General features: G+C 72.2%; 1 protein-coding gene. It reads right to left on the bottom strand.

The window, feature by feature from the left end; all coding sequences use genetic code 11:
- Positions 1-26: 26 nt before the first annotated feature.
- A partial coding sequence (locus tag JNK30_RS10920; RefSeq protein WP_293482267.1) for an AsmA family protein occupies positions 27-1,422 on the bottom strand: 1,396 nt, incomplete at its 5' end.

The raw sequence follows: 1,422 nt of genomic DNA, 5'->3' as shown, positions 1-1,422 counted from the left end.
AGATTGCCGGGGTCGGCGCACGCCCGTCAACGGGCGCGGGCGGAGGGCCTCGCCACGGGCGCGCCTTCGGCCCGCGCCTCGCTCACCAGGCCTGCGCAGTTCGCGTCCTTGGCCAGGCCGGGGTCGATGAATGGCAGGACCGCGGCCAGAGGCGACAGGAACGAGCCCAGCGCGAGGCCGCCGGCCCCCTGGGCGATGGCGGCGCCCGGCTCGACCTTCAGCCTCGGCGCCATCAGCGGGCCGGTCATCCTGACGGGCAGCAGCACGCGCACCAGCCGCAGCTTCTTGTTCTCGCCCCGCACCTGCAGATCCATCCGTTCGCGGTCGAGATCGATGGCGCCCTTCCCCCTGACGACCACCGGGCCGGTGTCGAGCACGATCCGCTCGGCGCGCAGGACGCCGTTCTCGCCGCGGAAGCTGGCGACCGCGCAGCGCAGCTCGGTCGTGTCCTTCTTGTTCAGAAGGCCCAGGCCCTTGATGACGTTGACGCCCATCAGCTCAGCGATGGACTCGCGGATCTCGCCCGCGGGCGCCACCAGCGTGATCTGCCCGTCGGCACCGCCGAAGGTCTTGTGCAGCGTGTTCCCGGACCCTGAGAGGCGCGCGCGGCCCACCAGGGTCCCCGTCGCCGGCGGCGCGCCCTTGAAGCTGATCGGGATGAGGCTTTCCAGGCGCGCGCCGGAGAGCCGCAGATCGAGGTTGGTGGTGGGGGTCACCCCCCGTGCGTTCAGGGCCACCTGGCCCTGCACGCGGCCTTGCGGGAGGTCGAGGCGCACGGGGTCCGCGCGCAGCAGGCCGTCCTCCAGCTTCACCTGCACCGAAGCGGCGGTGAGCTTGATCGGCGTGTCGCGGATCGACAGGGCCCGATACCGGACGTCGGCGTCCATCGCCCGGATCCGGCTTACGTCCAGCGGCGCGTCCGAGAAGATGCGCTGCTGCGCCACCATGGTCCGCGCCACGGCGACTTGGCTGGCGGACGCCGTCTCCCCGGGCCCGACCTTCGGCGCCGCGCCGAACACCGCGCCCAGGTCGTCGAAATCGAGGCTGTTCGAGCGAAGATCCGCCTTCAGCAGCGGTCGCTCGCGGCCGGTGGTGAACGAGACGTCGCCGGCCAGGTCCGAGTCCCCGACGCGGCCGGCCAGGTTGTCGATCTTCCAGACGAAGTCGTCGCGCGAGATGCGCCCCCGCAGGCTGTACGGCGGCGAGTTCGGGAGCGCCACGCCGGTCAACGGGAAGAGCTCGGCCAGGTCCGGGCCGCGCGCCGTCGCATGCATGTAGAAATGGGCCATGTCGAAGGGCCGGGGCACCGCGCCGCGCGCGGTCACGAACGTGTCGCCCGCCCGGACTTCGGCCTCGAACGGATAGGGCTTCGTGCGCTCGATGTTCAGGAGCGGACCGCCCGTGACCTCGGCGCGGAACGGC

This window comes from Phenylobacterium sp. (genome assembly GCF_016793225.1).
Classification (GTDB): domain Bacteria; phylum Pseudomonadota; class Alphaproteobacteria; order Caulobacterales; family Caulobacteraceae; genus Phenylobacterium.
Note: the sequence above shows the minus strand (reverse complement) of the source record. Positions and strands in the feature narration are given on the sequence as shown.